Here is a 15,382-nt window from a genome sequence, read left to right as displayed (position 1 = left end):
AGCACACCATGACCGATATAGAGAAGAACCACGCATCCTCCGGTATTGAAGCGCTGATAGACAAACTGCGTCAGGAAGGCGTGGATAAGGGCCGCTCTGAAGCGGAGCAGATCCTGCTGGACGCGGAAAAAGAAGCGGACCTGCTGCTAAAGCAAGCCCGCGAAGAAGCGGATGCCATGATTAAAAAGGCAAACCGTGAAGTGGCTCAAAAGCAGCAAGCGGGTGAAGATGCCTTAAAAATGGCGGCCCGTGATCTGTTGCTGGACGTGAAAGAAAACCTGGCGCGCAGCTTTACCGATCAGGTTGAACGCCTGATTGAGCAGCAGATGAATAACCCGGAATTTGTCCAGCGTATGATTCTGGAGCTGGTTGGTCGAACCCGTCGCTCCGCCCAGCTGGATGAAACCCGTCAGGTTGAAGTACTGCTGCCGGAAAGCGCCATTGGACTCGATGAGCTACGCCGTAATGCTGATGAGTATAAAACAGGCCGTCTCAGTCAGTTTGTACAATCGATCTCGGTTGAGCTACTGCGGGAAGGCATCAGCTTTAACAGCCACGGAGGCTCAGGTATTCGCGTGCGTCTGGTGGATAAAGATGTGGAAGTGGATCTCAGCGACAGCGCGGTTTCCCAGCTGCTGCTACGCCATCTGCAACCCCGCTTTCGTGCCCTGCTCGAAGGAGTGATTCGATAGTGAGTTATTACACCCTGGTAACCGCCCTGCCGGATTTACCGGCTTTGGCCAAGTGCAGACAGATGCCAATCTCACGCATTGCTCTGGATCGTCGCCTGACCATGCTCAGCGAAGAAGATCTGCAACAGCTGAAACGGGCCGAAAGTCTTTACTATTTCGATGCCCAACAGCTGGAAGGCCTGTCGGATCAAAGGCGGGTCTACCAGTGGCAGTATCAACTCAATGAGATTGAATCAGAACAGATACGACAGTGCATTCAGGAACGCCTGGAGTGGCAAAGCCTGTTAGCCGCCATGCGCCAGAGGCAACAGGGAGACAAAGGACCCGAGCAGTTTTACGGCTTTGGTCGCTGGACGACCCGTATCCGCCAACATTGGCAAGAACCGACCTTCGGTCTGGAAACGGCGCTGCCTCTGCTGGCGGAGTTACAACCCTTGATGCAAAAAGGGGCTGCCGGAGAGGTGGAGCACCAGATTAATCAAACCTTGTGGCAGCAGCTGCTGCGTGTTGAACGCAGCCATCACTTTGCTCTGGAAACCGTGATCTGTTTTGTATTGCGCTGGGGGCTGGCGGAGAAGCAGATCCGTAACGATGCAGACCTGGCCCTTGAAGCCTTTGATACTATGGCCAAGGGATTGATTGCCACGCCTACCATCAGAGAACATATAGCATCAGCCTTTGAGGAACTTTCCTAATGAAGGATGTAAAAATTACTGCCCGGGTTATCGGTGTACGCGATGATATCGTAACTCTGCGTCAGGAAAAGGATGAACAGGGTGATTTTTACCCTCTGATTAAAAACGAGGTGGTGTACATCTGTCCATCCCGTGTACCGTCAGATAATCGTCAGGAATACCTTCAGGCCGAAGTGTTGCGCGTCCGGCATGGTGAGGCTGACGTGCAGGTGTTTGAAAATACCCGCGGCGTCGCCGTGGGTGACCCGGTGCGTCAAACCGGACAAATGCTTTCGGTCACTCTGGGTCCGGGCCTGTTGGGTCAGGTCTATGATGGCCTGCAGAACCCCCTGGAGATTATTGCTGGTCAGCATGGTTTCTTCCTGCCCCGGGGCTTACAGGTTGAGGGCATTGATAGCCAGAAACAGTGGGCCTTCCAACCCTCCGTCAAAGTCGGCTCGCGGGTGAAAGCCGGTGACCCTATCGGCCATGTGCAGGAAGGCCGCTTCAAGCACAAAATCATGGTGCCCTTTAATCAGGTTGGAGAGGTGGAGGTGACCTGGATTCAGGAGGGCACCTTTACCACAACAACGCCCATCGCACGTATTAAAGATCACAGTGGCCACGAGCATGAACTGACTATGCAGCAGAAATGGCCCGTGCGTATTCCGGTTTGCCAGCCGTTGCTGGCTCAGCGTTACAGTGAGCGAGAATACCCAGAACAGCCTCTGCTGACCTCAATCCGCCTGATCGATACCTTTTTCCCGATTGCCAAAGGCGGTACGGCCTGTATTCCAGGACCGTTTGGTGCGGGTAAAACCGTATTGCAGGGTCTGATCTCCCGTTTCTCCGATGTGGACATCGTGATTATTGTCGCCTGTGGCGAACGGGCCGGTGAGGTGGTGGAAACCATTACCGAATTCCCGGCTTTGCCCGACCCTAAGGGCGGCACCCTGATGGACCGCACCATCATTATCTGTAACACTTCCTCCATGCCTGTTGCGGCACGAGAGGCGTCCATCTACACAGGTATTACTCTGAGTGAGTACTACCGACAGATGGGTTACAACACTCTCTTGATCGCAGACTCTACTTCGCGTTGGGCTCAGGCGATGCGGGAAACCTCCGGTCGCCTGGAAGAGATTCCGGGTGAAGAAGCCTTCCCGGCTTATCTGGATTCCTCTGTGAAAAGTCTTTATGAGCGCGCGGGACTGATTCGCAACAACGAGGGTGAGCAAGGCAGTCTGACGCTAATCGGTACGGTATCTCCAGCCGGGGGTAACTTTGAAGAGCCGGTAACCCAGTCAACCCTGCGTACCGTTAAAACCTTCCTGGGTTTAAGTGCAGATCGTGCCTATAAACGGGCCTACCCGGCAGTTGATCCTTTGATCTCCTGGTCCCGTTATCTGGAGCAGTTGAGCGCTTGGTATGGTAACAATCTGGACAGCGAATGGGTGGATGACGTCCGGCAGATGCAGAAACTGCTCACTCAAGGTGAAGATATTCAGCAGATGATGCAGGTAACCGGTGAAGAGGGCGTTACCCTCCAGGACTTCCTCACCTTTAACCGTGCTCAGTGTCTGGACCAGGTGTATCTGCAACAGGATGCATTTGATGACGTGGATGCCTCCACACCCATGAAGCGTCAGATGCGGGTTTTCCGCCTGCTAAAACGTTGCCTGTTTGAACACCCTGAAATGAGTGATAAAGACAGTATCCGCGAGCACTTTACCAAACTGGCTGGGTTCTTCCGCAACCTGAATTACAGTCACGAAGATGGCCCGGACTTTAAACGTTACTGGCGTGAGATTCATAAGCTGAATCACTTCCCGGTGAATGAGGAGATTTAGATTTCCTCTTCACTGAACAGGATCAACTTCCAACTCATGATTTTACGCAGGAAAAAACAAGGCAAGCCCGTTTGGGCTTGCCTTATCTTGCAAGACACGAGTTGAGGTCTGTTTAGATCATCTCAATCGCTACCGCAGTCGCTTCACCGCCACCGATACACAGAGAAGCAATACCACGCTGTTTACCCAGACGCTTCAGCGCATGGATCAGAGTAACCATGATACGCGCACCGGACGCACCAATTGGGTGACCCAGAGCACAAGCACCACCGTTCACATTCACTTTAGCCGGGTCCAGGCCTAATTCCTGAGTCGCCAGCATAGTCACAACCGCAAACGCTTCGTTAATCTCAAACAGATCAACGTCTTCTGTGCTCCAGCCCACTTTATCCAGCAGTTTTTGCATAGAACCGATTGGTGCAATAGTAAACTCAGCAGGCTTTTGTGCGTGAGTCGTATGACCCGCGATACGGGCCAGAGGCTGTAGGCCACGGGCTTTCGCTTCGCTTTCACGCATCAATACCAACGCCGCACCACCGTCAGAAATCGAGCTGGAGTTAGCTGCGGTCACTGTACCGTCTTTTTTGAACGCAGGGCGCAGTGTAGGAATCTTCTCTGGCTTAGCATTGCCAGGCTGTTCATCAATGGCAACCTGAACTTCACCTTTGCGGGACTTGATGGTGACAGGGGCGATCTCAGCTTCAAACCAACCTTCAGCAATCGCACGGTTAGCACGGCTCAGAGACTCAATGGCGAAATCATCCATCGCTTCACGGGTTACACTGTACTCATCTGCAGATGCCTGAGCAAAAGTACCCATCAGGCCACCTTCGTACGCATCTTCCAGACCGTCGAAGAACATGGAATCCAGTACTTCACCGTGACCCAGACGCATACCGCTACGCGCCTTAGGCAGCATGTAAGGTGCCTGACTCATATTCTCCATACCACCGGCAACCATAACGTTGCTGCTACCAGCCAGAATCTGGTCGTGAGCGTCCATTACCGCTTTCATACCGGAACCACACATCTTATTGATGGTGAGACAGCCGGCACTCAGAGGCAGACCTGCCGCCAGAGATGCCTGACGGGCCGGAGCCTGACCCAAAGCACCAGGCAGTACACAACCCATGATCACCTGATCAACATCTTCAGCCTGAATACCCGCGCGCTCAACAGCCGCTTTAATCGCTGTTGCACCCAGATCAGGGGAGCGTACATCGCTCAGAGAACCTAACATGCCGCCCATAGGGGTACGGGTTGCGGAAACAATAACTACTGGATCTTGTGTATTGGACATCAATCTTCTCCTGGCATGCCTGCTGAATAAGAAAAAAGAAAACGCGTTAACCTGAGGACGGCATGCACTGAAATAAATGGTTATTTCCCTACTATGTCTGAACACGCCGTATCATAAAATGTCATTAAGTGACCATCTAAGGCACAAAATATTACACCTCTGTTAGCACTTAGTGGATAATAGCAGGTGTCATGTCTCTGCGCTGGCAGCGGCTCGCCCACCAGTGCCACTTATAAGCACCACTCACAAAAGTATAGAAACCCTATGGCAACCGTTGATATCCACTACCTGAAAGCCGCGCTTAATTGCGCCCAAAGGAAAGGCATTTCCACACAGGGTTTGCTGCAGGAGATAGGCATCAATCAGGCACAACTAAAGCAATCCGAAGGCCAGATTCAGGGCGATCAATACACCCGCCTGATTCAGTTAGTGTGGGCCAAGCTGGAAGATGAGTTTATGGGCTGCACCGAAACCCCATGCAAACAGGGGGCATTTGCTTTTATGGCCCGTCATGTGATGCATTACAAATCCCTGGAAGCGGTACTGGAGCAGGGCATTTTGTTTTACAACCTGTTTACCTCTGATATTCAGATGAAACTGGTGCGCCAGCAAAAGATTGTCAGTATAGAGATCGAATTTACACGCCCGGAGCTGGATCCTGACCACTTCTATCAGGAGTTCTGGATGGTGATCTGGCACCGTTTTGCCAGCTGGATTATCAACAAAAAGATCACCCTGACTCAGGTTTACTTTCCCTACGCCAAGCCGGAACATCATCATCCGTTAAAGCGCCTGTTCCACTGCCAGCACTATTTCAACCGGCCAGTGATGAAGTTTAGTTTCAGCAGTGAGTTTCTCGCCCTGCCACCGGCACGCACACAGAGGGATCTCTCTCAGTTCCTGCGCCACTCCCCTGCGGACCTGATCACTATTCCCGGTGAAGAACAGAGTTACCGGGGGCGCATCCGCTTACTACTACTGAATCAGGATAGCGAAGTACTGCAATGTCCCTCATTCGAGCAACTAGCGGAATCTTTTAACATGAGCGCTCAAACCCTGAGACGGCGATTAAAACGGGAAAATACCTCGTATCCTGTGATTAAGGATGAGATTCGTAAAGACCTGGCCATTGAGAAGCTGATCTCCCAAAGGCGCAGTATATCGGAAGTGGCTTTTTCGTTGGGCTATACCGAACCCCGCTCATTGTCACGGGCATTTAAGGGGTGGACGGGGCTGACGCCTTCTGACTATATCCGTCAGAAAGCCCAAAAGAGCCCTGTGAGATAAGCTTAAGGCTCATCTCTTATTATTTGCTCGATCCTGTATAGGAACGCCTGGGTTCAAGTAACATCTACCGGCCAAATATCCTTGCAATCACAACCCCTTACAGCGTTAGTTTTTTACAACTCTAAAGCCAAAGTGATTATTACCATGATCTGCATGATCAGATGCACGAGCATAAGTCAACAAAGTCGCCGCATGATAGTTCCAGGATCCACCTCGACGTACACGCAGCCTCTCACTACCGGCTACTTCATTCACTGGGTCTTCTACACTGCTTTGGCCGTAAAACGTCGCGGAATAATAGTCACTGCACCACTCCCAAACATTGCCGCCCATATCATACAAACCATAGGGGTTGGGAGCATAACTACCAACCTCTACCGCATGTCCTGTTTCACTATGCACATTGGGCAAATCACCATTATAGTTCGCCTGCTCCAAGCTGATATTGCCATCAGCCGTTGGATACTCTAGCTGCTGACCTCCGCGGGCAGCATATTCCCACTGGGCCTCACTGGGTAGATCCACAGAGTAGAATTGAGCAAAGGCGTGAGCACCATACCATTTCACCCAGTTAACGGGCCAATTAGCTTTAGTCTGATCCAATAGTTCAAACTGGTTACTACTACTGTTAAAACTGATCCAGCTTTTATTATCGATATGTTCTTCTTCCCCATTACTGGTACAACCTCCGGTTTCACCCAGTTGTAAGAAGATCTCACCACTATTAGGTGCACTACCTACACCGATTATCATCTGCTCGGTATATGTGCCACAAGGATCTGTTGTTTGCTGAGGAGACACGGTTAACCAACCTTCCTGATAAGCCGCGTTCAGAAAAGTTACATACTGTTGATTTGTGATTTCTTTGTCTGATATTTGAAAGGCGGATAACGTGACGCTGGTTTCCGGCGCATCATTTTCTACCGTGCTTCCCATGGTAAAACTGCCTGCCGGAATATCTTTTAATAAAATCCCATCAGGCAAGCTACGTTCTGCGGAGATATCAACAGAACCATCGGCATTGACCGAAGAAGCACTGCCACTGACCGTACCGGATACGGGCACAGATACTCCCAAAGCATCCGTCACAAAACTCTGATAATCCTTACTTACACCAGCCACACCACTGAGTGGATCCCCACCTAGAATATAACTCATTGAGCTGGCATCTAAGATTGTGATTACCGCACCATTACTCAGTGTCAGCTGTGCAGTATTCTCTGCAACAATTGAACTGGTAATCGCAAGGCCACTGATCAGCTGTAAGCTATCGCTGCCCTCTGTATCCGAAATCGTTATCTGAGCATTTTGATCAATTAAGTTGGCAGAAATAACATAAACATCATTACCTTCACCTAATCCAACAATGCCACGCTGAACCATAAAGGTATCGTCTGATGCAACCACCAGAGTTGATACAGAGCTGATCGCCAACAGGGTAAGGGGAAAAAGTTTTGCTAAGCGTTTTGTAATCATTAAGATTTCCTCACTGCCAGTTTCAGAACAAAACTAAGCAATAAAATAAAAACGACCGAAGTAAACAACAGCACCTGAATGGGGTCTGTTGAATAGAAAAATACGGGACATCCAATTTTTACTCATTGATTTATAAGGTTATTTCCTGGATATCCACACTACTTTCAGTTACAGAGTTTCAGGCCTATCGACCATTACTTCTTTATTCCAGCACAATGGTTTGAGACAGATGTCCGTAAACAGCAGAAACCCGGCGTAAATGTCGTGATTCCTGGTGGGCTAACAGCCAGAGTTCCGTTTGGCATTCGTCCAGTACATCGGTGAGTTGCACCAGATCCGGGTAGTTTTGTGCCAGAAACAGCGGAATAATCCCGACACCTAATCCCAGTCGAATAAACTCTGCTACGGTCAGAATGCTATCAACCCGATAGGCTACATTGGCCTTAGGGTAGTAGCGCTTACGCCAGGAGACTGATGGGTGATCAGGCAGGGCTTCGTCCGGTGCAATCCAGCAAGATTTCCAAGTCCGAAGCCGTTAGCTTGTATTGCATTTTTGCACTCATGGATTGTAATTTTGCTTATTTTAAATGCGGTATTGCAATACTAGACTGGCGCTATCAATCATTCCAGTCAAAAGGAGCAGGATATGGGCATTCAATCTATCAATCAGTTACAACCGGGCGCTCAGCCTGAAACGGCGATTCAGTCTCAGCCCATTCAAGAAACCATTACGTTAATCTCACATACGTTATGCCCGTATGTGCAGCGTGCTGCTATTGTGCTGGCGGAAAAGGGCATTGAATTTGAAAGGGAGTATATTGATCTGGCAAATAAACCGGACTGGTTTCTAAATATCTCTCCGTTAGGGAAAACGCCGGTACTGCTTATTGGCCAGCAGGCGATATTTGAATCATCCGCAATCTGTGAATATCTGGATGATGTGTTTAAGCCAGGGCTGCACCCGGAAGACCCCATTGCCCGTGCCCGTCATCGGGGTTGGCTGGAATTTGGTAGTGCCACTCTGAATGCGATTGGCAGTTACTATAATGCGAAAGATTCCCGTCAGCTAAACCTACAGGCCGAACTGATTCAGCAAAAGTTTGAACTACTGGAAACGGAAGTCAGTGATGGTCCCTTTTTTAGTGGGCAGCACTTCAGTATGGTCGATGCGGTGTTTGCACCGGTATTCCGCTACTTTGATCTGTTTGATCAAATCAGCGGAATAGATTTCTTTGCCTCAGTGCCTAAAGTTAAGCAATGGCGGAATCATCTGAGCCGTTGTGAATCTGTCCAGCAGGCCGTGGCAGAAAACTATACTCAAATGCTGGCTGAATTTGTGCTGAAAAGGCAGTCTGAGTTAAGTAAAAAAGTGCCTAATGAACTGCAATTACTGTAAGAAAACACAGAATATTCATACTATTTATCTTCTGCGAGGTTGTTATTTTCCGAACTTTACCAGCTAGTCCGCATTGACGATGAGCCGTTACGGCTCTACCGCCATCATCCTGTTTATTGCCATAAAGCCGTGTGCTTGCAGGATACGCTGACAACCTTTCTTTATGCCATACAACAGAAATGATCATATCTATTGAATCTCTCGGGTACTAAAAGTTAGGCTTTCTGGTTCAATAGTTCCATCAACATGTCTTTAATTTTTGCTTGGCTATGGCTTTGAAGAACAGCGTTATCATCCATCAACCAAAATAAATCATCGAACAAGACATCTTGTGTTGCATCATAATCATCTTGCAGTAGGAATGTCTGTATCAAGTTCCATGCCGCTTCTGTAACTTCAGGATCTTCAATACGGTGATAAGCTTTCTGCTTAATCAAAACCTTCTGTTGTATTGCCCTCGCTTGATCCAGATCACCTAAGCCTTTTAGCGTTGAAGCATAGTTATTCATCGATACTAAAGTATCAGGGTGATCCTCACCTAAACTCACCTTGCGTTGCTCAAGAACCCTGAGTTCAAAATCCCGGGCTGCTAAAAGGTCTCCGGATTCGCGCAGCACAGAGGCTAAATTCTGCACAGAGGTCAACGTGGATACATTATCTTCACCAAATACTCGGTTACAAATATCTAACTGATCCTTATAAAGTGCCAATGCCTCATCATAATGTCCTAACGCGCGCAAGTTTTCGGCCAGGTTATTCATGGCAATAAGAGTATTTTCATGCTCTTCACCAAATGTTTCACTCAGGTACTGATAGATAGTTTGCCAGCTTTGCGCAGAAGTCGCAGTATCATTGTTTTTATAGGCAAAATCCGCCAGCCAGATCAAAAGATCACATTCCACCTCGCTAGTCACTTGTGAAGTTAAAAAGCGTATATGTTCCAGATCAGAGGCAATAAGAGGGGCTTGAATATGCCCGTCAACTGACAGGTTAAAAAACTGCACTGCTATCTGTCTAAGCTTCAAGGCTTTTTCTTGCGCGGTTTCCGTAAGGCTTGAAGTCAGATGTGAAGCCACCTCACAATCGATAGACCAGATGCCTGGCTCTATCTCTTCAGCAAGATGTAGCTTTGCACAAACAGCGAACCCTTCCTCAGCGGCAATATCTTGCCCACTCTGTTCAAAAACCCAGCTGACTAACTGTTCCTGCAATGGAGCTGCTGCCATCTGTGCAGCAAGATACAAGACTGCAGAACCGCTCTCACCCAACTGCTCAGACAGTTCCTGTAATACCTGAGCCTGATCTTCTGTATAAAGGGCTGTAACATTATGATCCCGGGTTGATTCAGTCATAAATTCAAATCCTTAAGCGACACCTTAATAGGGTACATTCTGCCGTGTGCATAGTGTTTCTATACATACAAGCATAAGTCGTGCCGCCTGGTAACAAGTATATAGAAAACATCAGAATGCTACGTCAGAGATAAAGTCGATCATTACCTTAGTTTAGGAGTCATACTATGTTTGGACAGAAATAAGACACTCATAAGCTGAGTAGAATATTCCGGCTTTTTGCTGGGGGCTACTGATGACAGAGAACCTTAAACGCTTGCCTGTTGTGTCTCAACGTTATTATTAACTTGAGTAATACGGCTTGCCAGTGTATTGAGTAGCACGCCATACATAGGCACAAACAGCCCCAGGCTGATCAGGAGTTTGAAGCCGTAATCCACCAGAGCAATTTCAGTCCAGTGCTCCGCCATAAACGGGTCTGAACTTTGATAAAAGGCAATCGCAAAAAATGCCAAGGTATCCAGTGCATTACCTAACAACGTCGACAAGCTTGGAGCCACCCACCATTGTTTAGTCTGACGTAGCTTGTTAAACACATGCACATCCAAAATCTGCCCCAACAGGTAAGCCATAAAGCTGGCAATGGCGATACGGGCGACAAACAGATTAAACTCGCTTAGCTGACCCAAACCCTGGAACTGACCTTCAAAGAAGAGTACCGATAGGCCATAAGAGACCAGTAGCGCCGGCAGCATCACACGGAAGATAATCTTACGGGCCAGTTCCGCACCATAAATCCGTACCGTCAGGTCTGTGGCCAAAAAAATAAAAGGAAAGGTAAACGCACCCCAAGTCGTATGAAAACCAAACAGGGTAAACGGTAGCTGTACCAGATAGTTGCTTGAGCTAATCACCAACAGGTGAAAAAGAACCAGAAAAGACAAAGCCTTGCGCTGTTGCACAGAAGAAAACGCAGTCATATTGCACCTTTTTGTATATTGGGGTGAGGGAACCCAAGTTAAAATTTATCTGTCGACGCTATACATCGACATAACCGGCGGCAGATTATACAGAAAGCTTCGGATATGCCTAGACAAAAGTGGTGGCTTAAAGGCATGAGCAAACATCGGAATGAATTATTTCATCGCACTGGTTTAATTGCTTATTCCTAAAAGTTGATAGTAATTTACCCTGAAAGGCCTGCTATCGGGTTAACTTTTCCACTATTATAACGCCTTTCCACTGACACAGAGGTTCTGCACAATATTTTCCATAATGCCAATAGCGCTGTAGGGAAAGTTGTGTTTTAACCACTCTGCTGCTGCACATTTCCAATGATGTCAGATCCAATAGGACCGCCTCATGTTTGCTTTTTTTGAAAGGTTAATTCCTGCCTTTCCTCCGGCTGAACCGACTCAGCCACCTAAAGGGATTTATCAGTTCTGTCGTCACTACTCCAAGGGCATGGAAAAACCACTGCTTTTGATGTCGTTATTGACGGCTATCGTCGCTGTTTTAGAAGTGACACTATTCAGTTTTATGGGGCAACTGGTGGATTGGCTGTCCAGTAAAGACCCAGCGACCTTCCTGGCAGAAGAATCCAGCACGCTGTTTTGGATGGCTATGGTTCCTTTAGTCGCGTTACCGGCAGCAGGTTTTCTGCATTCTTTGCTGACACACCAGACGCTGTTAGGCAACTACCCCATGTCCATTCGCTGGTTGGCACACCGCTATCTGCTTAAGCAGAGCGTATCTTTTTATGCCAACGATTTTGCCGGGCGTATCTCTACCAAGGTGATGCAGACCGCATTGTCGGTGCGTGAAACCGTGATGAAGCTGTTGGATGTGCTGGTATTTATTTCTGTCTACTTTATTTCTATGCTGGTGCTGGTAGCTCAGGCAGATTATCTGCTAGTGATGCCGATGGTAATCTGGCTGATCTGTTATGTAGGCATTCAGTATTACTTTGTACCTAAGCTGAAGGATATTTCGTCAAAACAAGCCGATGCCCGCTCCATTATGAGCGGCCGTATTGTCGACTCTTATTCCAATATCGTCACCGTAAAGTTGTTCTCTCATGCCGATCGTGAAGCGGAGTACGCCAAAGAAGGTATGGATGCTTTTATGGATACAGTACATAAGCAGATGCGCTTGGTGACCCAGTTAAACCTAAGCGTACAGAGCATTAATCACCTACTTTCCTTTAGTGTCGCAGCGCTGTCGATCTGGTTATGGACCGAGGACGCAGTATCTGTGGGCTCTATCGCTATTGCGGTTTCACTGGCTCTGCGTTTGAACGGTATGGCTCACTGGATTATGTGGGAGGTCAGCGCCCTGTTTGAAAATATTGGCACCGTAGCAGACGGTATGAACACCCTGTCTGAGCCCCTACAGATTCAGGATCAGAGCAATGCCAAACCGATTCGGGTGGATCACGGCGAAATTCACTTTGATAAGGTAGGTTTCCATTATAGTGAGAATGAAAAGCACGGTGAAAATAAAAAAATCATCGATTGCCTGGATCTGAAAATCAAACCCGGCGAAAAGGTCGGCTTGGTGGGGCGTTCAGGTGCGGGTAAATCCACAGTAGTGAATCTACTGATGCGTTTCTTTGATGTCGAGACCGGTGCCATTAAGGTCGATGGTCAGAATATCCAACAGGTTCAACAGGATTCTCTGCGTGCCCAGATCGGTATGGTGACTCAGGATACCTCCCTGCTTCACCGCTCGGTACGGGACAATATTCTTTATGGTCGCCCGGATGCGACCGAAGAAGAGATGATAGAAGCCGCAAAGCAAGCGGAAGCCCATGACTTTATTCTTGGCCTGACCGATCTTCAGGGTCGTAGTGGTTATGATGCTCATGTGGGTGAACGGGGCGTTAAGCTGTCCGGCGGTCAGCGCCAGCGTATCGCTATTGCCCGCGTCCTGCTAAAAGATGCCCCCATTCTGATTCTGGACGAAGCGACCTCCGCATTGGATTCAGAGGTAGAAGCGGCGATTCAGGCCAGTTTATACAAGCTGATGGAAGGCAAAACGGTGATTGCTATCGCCCACCGTTTATCCACCATTGCCGCACTGGATCGTTTAGTGGTGCTGGATAAGGGTGAAATCTCCGAACAGGGTAAACACAGTGAGCTGATCCAGCAGGGAGGAATCTACTCACAACTCTGGGACCATCAAACCGGCGGTTTCCTGGGCGAGGAGTAATTATAATCCTGCCTTGATGATAGCCTGAAGCTGTCTTCTGGACTGGCGATAAGCCAGTCTCTTGCAGGCAGCTTTTTGTTTTTCTGTTCGATGAGAGGATGCTGCTATACTGCTGTTGCTCTATTTTGATTGGTTATTTAGAGATATCGATATGAGATTTCCCCATTTAGGGCTGCCGGTTCTGATTGTTTTATGGGTGCTGATTTTGCTGTTTGCTAATGCGGTGAGTCCCAGCTATCTGGTGGAGGGTGCCCGTAATACGTTAGGCTTTAGTTTTCCCTCAAAAGAGGTGTATGTCTTTGTTGTAAGGCTTGTGCACGGTGTGTACTACATCTCATTTGCTTTATTGATTCTTTTGACATGGGAGCAAATCAGGACACGGTTTAAGCGCTAAGAGGGCAGAAGCTTGAATAACAAGGGTTAATGCCAGTCAAGCCCAAGCCCTCCTACTGGATCAATACTTAGCGAGTGGTAACATACTTCAGTACTTCAACCACTTGCTCTGGGGTTTTAGCCCAGGCCATGGCAGCAGCATCCACTTCTTTCAGTGGGTGAACAATCTCTTCATCGTGCAGGGTGATGTAGGGTTTACCCAGCGCAGCCAGGTAACCGGCATCAAACGCCGCGTTCCATTGTTTGTATTTGTTGCCAAAGCGCACGACGGCGATATCACATTTTTCGATCTGGTTTTTAGTGCGGATCGCATTCACTTTGGCAGACTGATGATCACGCCAGAAGTTATCTTCCTGAGTACCTAAGACATCACCTGCGGCATCGCTGGCATCATGATCCGTTACTGCAGAGGTAAAGGTTACAGGCAGATCCAGTGCTTTCGCACCTTGTTCAATCTGCTCGCGCCAATCGGTGTGAATCTCGCCGGAAAGGTAAACGGTCCAGATCATGCTATCTCCTCATTGTTGTATTTAGCTAAAATCAAATCGGTTTATTGAGCTTGTGGTTTCTGTTGTTGTGGCTGCATTACGGGTTGCTTTACACAGCCAAAAGAGGTGGCTGAGTTAATCAGTAGCAGCTCTGCAGGTACATCTCTGTGGCGACGGTACATGCCGGTCTGTACTTTGCTCATGGCATCAACCACTTCCATACCCTGTACGACTTTGCCAAACACCGCATAGCCCCAACTGTTGGCGCCACGGGCACCAAAGTCCAAGCCTGGGTTATCGACGGTATTGATAAAGAACTGAGATGTCGCGGTATGAGGCGCTGAGGTACGTGCCATTGCGATGGTGCCGCGCAGGTTCTTCATGCCGTTGTTGGATTCATTGCTGATCGGTTTCTCGGTCTCTTTTTCGTCGAAAGAGCGATCAAAACCGCCGCCCTGAACCATAAAACCGTCAATCACACGGTGAAAAATAGTACCGTCGTAAAACTTATCGTTAACGTAACCCAGAAAGTTTTCACTGGTCTGAGGGGCTGCGTGGCGGTCCAGTACCAGTAGGATATCACCCTTAGTCGTGCTGAGTTTGACACAGGTTTCGGGTTGATTAACGGCAGATACAACTGGTTTTGTTTGAGGGTTACTTTGTGGCAGATTCTGAGCAAAAGTTGTACCGCTTAATCCGGTGGCTAAGCCGAGGCAGGCCAACCACTTAACACCTTGATTCATGATGCTTCCTTAAAACAGAGATTATCGATTGCTGCTGGCTAGCCCGATACCGGCACTGATAAAGCCGCCACCAATCAATTGGTTGATGCGTTGTCTTATTTTGGCCTTGGAAAAAAGTGCGACCAATTTGTGGCCTATCATCCCATAGAGCATAAAACAGATAAATGCGATAACGGCATGAAGGCCGATAGAATACTCGATTGCACTAGATAATGGGTATTGGGGTCAATAAACCGTATTGCATACCGTGGGAAAGGGCTAACAGCATACTAGTAGTCCATCAGTCTTATAAATTAGGATAAAGGCGTTTTAACTTAATTCGGGCATCTTCCGTTGTAAAACGCCAGTCCACTCTTTGTTTTCCCCGGTTTCTCTCTTCAACCCAGCTACTTACCTCACGCTCGACTGTTTCAATATCTGGCAATCGTCTGTCCAGACATTGCCGTGCTAATACACTGAACTCACACTCTGCCATATTCAGCCAGCTACCATGCTTTGGTGTATAAACAAACTCCAGTTTATCCAACAAAGCCCTTGCCACTTCGGGTTTGAATGCTTTGTAAAGTGATGCGCCTGTATGT

General features: G+C 48.3%; 15 protein-coding genes. 7 read left to right on the top strand and 8 right to left on the bottom strand.

Features of this window, described 5'->3' with window-relative positions; all coding sequences use genetic code 11:
- The first annotated feature begins 8 nt into the window (after positions 1–8).
- Genes H579_RS0115740 through H579_RS0115730 form a run of 3 tightly spaced genes read left to right on the top strand, consistent with a single transcriptional unit; the run spans position 9 to position 3,216 of the window.
- Positions 9–692: an ATPase gene (locus H579_RS0115740; protein ID WP_028301495.1), complete on the top strand. Its 684-nt coding sequence runs from the start codon at positions 9–11 to the stop codon at positions 690–692.
- A complete protein-coding gene (locus H579_RS0115735) occupies positions 692–1,387 on the top strand; it encodes a hypothetical protein (protein ID WP_028301494.1) in 696 nt (231 codons plus the stop codon). Before H579_RS0115740 ends, H579_RS0115735 begins: the two co-directional genes overlap by 1 nt.
- Positions 1,387–3,216, top strand: coding sequence for a V-type ATP synthase subunit A (locus H579_RS0115730; protein ID WP_028301493.1), 1,830 nt, complete (start codon positions 1,387–1,389; stop codon positions 3,214–3,216). The genes H579_RS0115735 and H579_RS0115730 overlap by 1 nt, the downstream gene beginning before the upstream one ends.
- Before the next feature lie 112 nt (positions 3,217–3,328).
- On the opposite strand, the gene H579_RS0115725 is transcribed toward H579_RS0115730, so the two are convergent.
- Positions 3,329–4,516, bottom strand: a complete 1,188-nt coding sequence (locus tag H579_RS0115725; RefSeq protein ID WP_028301492.1) for an acetyl-CoA C-acyltransferase — start codon at positions 4,514–4,516, stop codon at positions 3,329–3,331.
- 264 nt (positions 4,517–4,780) lie between these two features.
- Here H579_RS0115725 and H579_RS0115720 point away from each other — a divergent pair, with 264 nt between their 5' ends.
- Positions 4,781–5,803 carry an AraC family transcriptional regulator gene (locus H579_RS0115720; RefSeq protein WP_028301491.1) on the top strand — a complete coding sequence of 341 codons (1,023 nt, stop codon included), beginning with the start codon at positions 4,781–4,783 and terminating at the stop codon, positions 5,801–5,803.
- Between the two features lie 105 nt (positions 5,804–5,908).
- Here H579_RS0115720 and H579_RS27965 read toward each other — a convergent pair whose 3' ends face one another.
- Positions 5,909–7,279, bottom strand: a complete 1,371-nt coding sequence (locus tag H579_RS27965) for a formylglycine-generating enzyme family protein (protein WP_028301490.1) — start codon at positions 7,277–7,279, stop codon at positions 5,909–5,911.
- Positions 7,280–7,481: 202 nt separating this feature from the next.
- Positions 7,482–7,769: a LysR substrate-binding domain-containing protein gene (locus H579_RS28675; protein ID WP_281167058.1), complete on the bottom strand. Its 288-nt coding sequence runs from the start codon at positions 7,767–7,769 to the stop codon at positions 7,482–7,484.
- 156 nt (positions 7,770–7,925) lie between these two features.
- On the opposite strand from H579_RS28675, the gene H579_RS0115710 reads away from it, so the two are divergent.
- The gene (locus H579_RS0115710; protein WP_084624170.1) at positions 7,926–8,675 is read left to right on the top strand and encodes a glutathione S-transferase family protein; all 750 of its coding nucleotides are present in this window, start codon (positions 7,926–7,928) and stop codon (positions 8,673–8,675) included.
- Positions 8,676–8,890: 215 nt separating this feature from the next.
- Here the strand turns inward: H579_RS0115710 and H579_RS0115705 are convergent, their stop codons facing one another.
- The gene (locus tag H579_RS0115705) at positions 8,891–10,027 is read right to left on the bottom strand and encodes a tetratricopeptide repeat protein (protein ID WP_028301488.1); all 1,137 of its coding nucleotides are present in this window, start codon (positions 10,025–10,027) and stop codon (positions 8,891–8,893) included.
- A 248-nt stretch (positions 10,028–10,275) separates the two neighbouring features.
- Positions 10,276–10,947 carry a 7-cyano-7-deazaguanine/7-aminomethyl-7-deazaguanine transporter gene (locus H579_RS0115700; protein WP_028301487.1) on the bottom strand — a complete coding sequence of 224 codons (672 nt, stop codon included), beginning with the start codon at positions 10,945–10,947 and terminating at the stop codon, positions 10,276–10,278.
- Between the two features lie 382 nt (positions 10,948–11,329).
- Here H579_RS0115700 and H579_RS0115695 point away from each other — a divergent pair, with 382 nt between their 5' ends.
- Both H579_RS0115695 and H579_RS0115690 read left to right on the top strand, forming a co-directional pair.
- Entirely contained in the window at positions 11,330–13,177 is a 1,848-nt protein-coding gene (locus H579_RS0115695; RefSeq protein ID WP_028301486.1) for an ABC transporter ATP-binding protein, read from the top strand.
- A 151-nt stretch (positions 13,178–13,328) separates the two neighbouring features.
- Positions 13,329–13,571, top strand: coding sequence for a hypothetical protein (locus tag H579_RS0115690; RefSeq protein WP_028301485.1), 243 nt, complete (start codon positions 13,329–13,331; stop codon positions 13,569–13,571).
- Between the two features lie 67 nt (positions 13,572–13,638).
- On the opposite strand, the gene H579_RS0115685 is transcribed toward H579_RS0115690, so the two are convergent.
- The 3 genes from H579_RS0115685 to H579_RS0115675 form a co-directional block, all read right to left on the bottom strand.
- Positions 13,639–14,079 carry a YtoQ family protein gene (locus H579_RS0115685; protein WP_028301484.1) on the bottom strand — a complete coding sequence of 147 codons (441 nt, stop codon included), beginning with the start codon at positions 14,077–14,079 and terminating at the stop codon, positions 13,639–13,641.
- A 41-nt stretch (positions 14,080–14,120) separates the two neighbouring features.
- On the bottom strand, positions 14,121–14,801 hold the full coding sequence (locus H579_RS25905) for a peptidylprolyl isomerase (protein WP_084624169.1): 681 nt from the start codon (positions 14,799–14,801) through the stop codon (positions 14,121–14,123).
- Between the two features lie 286 nt (positions 14,802–15,087).
- The coding region (locus H579_RS0115675) for a transposase (RefSeq protein ID WP_028301483.1) at positions 15,088–15,382 on the bottom strand (295 nt) is incomplete at its 5' end.

Source organism: Oceanospirillum beijerinckii DSM 7166 (assembly GCF_000422425.1).
In the GTDB taxonomy this organism is placed as follows: Bacteria; Pseudomonadota; Gammaproteobacteria; order Pseudomonadales; family Halomonadaceae; genus Oceanospirillum; species Oceanospirillum beijerinckii.
Note: the sequence above shows the minus strand (reverse complement) of the source record. Positions and strands in the feature narration are given on the sequence as shown.

Excerpts from the sequence above, each read along its gene's own strand:
- H579_RS0115690 (WP_028301485.1), top strand. The coding sequence starts at position 13,329 with ATGAGATTTCCCCATTTAGGGCTGCCGGTTCTGATTGTTTTATGGGTG.
- H579_RS0115725 (WP_028301492.1), bottom strand. The coding sequence starts at position 4,516 with ATGTCCAATACACAAGATCCAGTAGTTATTGTTTCCGCAACCCGTACC.
- H579_RS0115700 (WP_028301487.1), bottom strand. The coding sequence starts at position 10,947 with ATGACTGCGTTTTCTTCTGTGCAACAGCGCAAGGCTTTGTCTTTTCTG.
- H579_RS0115740 (WP_028301495.1), top strand. The coding sequence starts at position 9 with ATGACCGATATAGAGAAGAACCACGCATCCTCCGGTATTGAAGCGCTG.
- H579_RS27965 (WP_028301490.1), bottom strand. The coding sequence starts at position 7,279 with ATGATTACAAAACGCTTAGCAAAACTTTTTCCCCTTACCCTGTTGGCG.
- H579_RS0115730 (WP_028301493.1), top strand. The coding sequence starts at position 1,387 with ATGAAGGATGTAAAAATTACTGCCCGGGTTATCGGTGTACGCGATGAT.
- H579_RS0115710 (WP_084624170.1), top strand. The coding sequence starts at position 7,926 with ATGGGCATTCAATCTATCAATCAGTTACAACCGGGCGCTCAGCCTGAA.
- H579_RS0115705 (WP_028301488.1), bottom strand. The coding sequence starts at position 10,027 with ATGACTGAATCAACCCGGGATCATAATGTTACAGCCCTTTATACAGAA.
- H579_RS25905 (WP_084624169.1), bottom strand. The coding sequence starts at position 14,801 with ATGAATCAAGGTGTTAAGTGGTTGGCCTGCCTCGGCTTAGCCACCGGA.
- H579_RS0115695 (WP_028301486.1), top strand. The coding sequence starts at position 11,330 with ATGTTTGCTTTTTTTGAAAGGTTAATTCCTGCCTTTCCTCCGGCTGAA.
- H579_RS0115685 (WP_028301484.1), bottom strand. The coding sequence starts at position 14,079 with ATGATCTGGACCGTTTACCTTTCCGGCGAGATTCACACCGATTGGCGC.
- H579_RS0115720 (WP_028301491.1), top strand. The coding sequence starts at position 4,781 with ATGGCAACCGTTGATATCCACTACCTGAAAGCCGCGCTTAATTGCGCC.